This is a genomic window from Halobacillus sp. (genome assembly GCF_049282395.1).
GTDB lineage: Bacteria > Bacillota > Bacilli > Bacillales > Halobacillaceae > Halobacillus.
Genome location: NZ_JBAPTY010000455.1, coordinates 1 through 1,672 on the forward strand (window position 1 = coordinate 1; position 1,672 = coordinate 1,672).

The 1,672-nt window shown below is 47.5% G+C and carries 2 protein-coding genes; both read left to right on the forward strand.

Features of this window, described 5'->3' with window-relative positions; all coding sequences use genetic code 11:
* Window positions 1-39: 39 nt before the first annotated feature.
* The gene (locus tag WAM07_RS18700; RefSeq protein ID WP_422168895.1) at window positions 40-1,086 is read left to right on the forward strand and encodes a DUF3048 domain-containing protein; all 1,047 of its coding nucleotides are present in this window, start codon (window positions 40-42) and stop codon (window positions 1,084-1,086) included.
* Between the two features lie 20 nt (window positions 1,087-1,106).
* The gene (locus tag WAM07_RS18705) at window positions 1,107-1,409 is read left to right on the forward strand and encodes a YerC/YecD family TrpR-related protein (protein ID WP_014641879.1); all 303 of its coding nucleotides are present in this window, start codon (window positions 1,107-1,109) and stop codon (window positions 1,407-1,409) included.
* Window positions 1,410-1,672: the final 263 nt, after the last annotated feature.

Below are 1,672 nucleotides of genomic sequence, written 5' to 3' on the forward strand. Positions count from 1 at the left end.
GTATAGAATGATATGAAAAAATGATGAGGGAAGTGCGAGATGAGAAGGTTAACCTGGATGCTGCTGTTTGGTTGGGTGCTGATGCCTCTTCAGGCCTGTGCGGGCGAGGCTCCTCAGGCGCCGGCCCCTTCACCAGAAGCCCCTGATGGGGTTTCTACAGAAAACGAGACGCTTGAAGATGATGAGGATGTTTTTCCATTAACCGGAGAACCTGCGGAGGGAAAGGCGGATCATCGGGTGGTTTCTGAGATGATTAATAATCATACAAAAGCCCGGCCTCAATCCGGCTTAAGTCAGGCAGATATCGTCTTCGAAGTGTTGGCAGAGGGTCAGATCACCCGTTTTTTAGCTTTATTTCATAGTCAACTACCTGATACAATAGGACCAGTGAGAAGTGCCAGACCGTATTTTAATGAGCTGGCTTCTGGATTCGATGCACTGTATGTGTACCACGGAGCTTCTACAGCGATCAACCGTCACGTCGCTGAAAGCGGTATCCCTTACCTGGACGCAGCAGGCTATGATAACAACGGCTGGCTGTTTGAGCGGTCCACTGAGAGAAAACCTCCCCACAATTCCTATTTGCTGACACAGGGTATAGAGCGATTTATGAGAGAAAAGGAATATACAAACCCGGGTAGCATCGAGGCGTTACCTTTTGAAAAAGAAAACGGGGAAAGCACAGAAGGTACGCCCATTGATAAAGTAAAAGTTATTTACTCCGAGCGACCCGAAGAAACCGTTACTTATTCATTTCGTGAGGCAGACGGAAACTTCGAGCGTTCCAGCGACGGAAAGCCATCAGTCGATCACGAGAACGGCGAGCGGTTAGCTGTAGATAACGTTTGGATTGTTGAAACAAGGCATACCATTATAGATTCACAAGGCCGGAGGGCGATAGATTTAACTTCCGGCGGAAACGGGTATCTATTACGAAAAGGGAAAATAATAGAGGCAGAATGGAAAAACGTGAACGGGCGGATCCTGCCTTACCGAGATGGACGTCCCATTCGCTTCACCCCTGGCAAAACCTGGGTGAATATTATCCCGGAACAAGCTAGAATTGAAACCAGTTATAGAAAGTAACCAAGGAGGAATCTTGACACATGCAGATTGATAAATTACGCGGGAAGACGCTGGATCAATTGTTCGAAGCGATTCTTTCTCTGCAGAATGTGGAAGAATGTTACGAGTTTTTTGATGACCTGGCGACTATGAATGAAGTTCAATCCCTGGCTCAGCGCCTGGAAGTTGCCCGTATGCTTAGAGATGGATATACGTATCATAAAATTGAAACGGAAACAGGTGCTTCCACGGCGACGATTTCACGTGTGAAGCGTTGTTTGAACTATGGAAATGACGCCTATACCCAGGCGCTTGATCGTGTTCAGGAGAAGAAAACGGAATAAATCAGCAGGAGCAGTCCAATTCGTGTATTAAGTTGGGCTGTTTTTTTGTATGGATGGGTTTAAAACTCTTGTTAAATCTCATAAAAGGCTTATTAAGCAATAGGGCCGGATGGTGTAAGACTCAGTTTCGAGGTTGAGAGGAAAGGTCCTGCGGGGGATGATTCGCTTTCCGCGGGCATGTGCTGAGCCTCCTCGAGCTAAAGCTCTCCGGGGTCTCACCGATCATGTTTATCCCACAGGAGTCTACATCGTCCCCCCTCCGG

Excerpts from the sequence above, each read along its gene's own strand:
- WAM07_RS18705 (WP_014641879.1), top strand. The coding sequence starts at position 1,107 with ATGCAGATTGATAAATTACGCGGGAAGACGCTGGATCAATTGTTCGAA.
- WAM07_RS18700 (WP_422168895.1), top strand. The coding sequence starts at position 40 with ATGAGAAGGTTAACCTGGATGCTGCTGTTTGGTTGGGTGCTGATGCCT.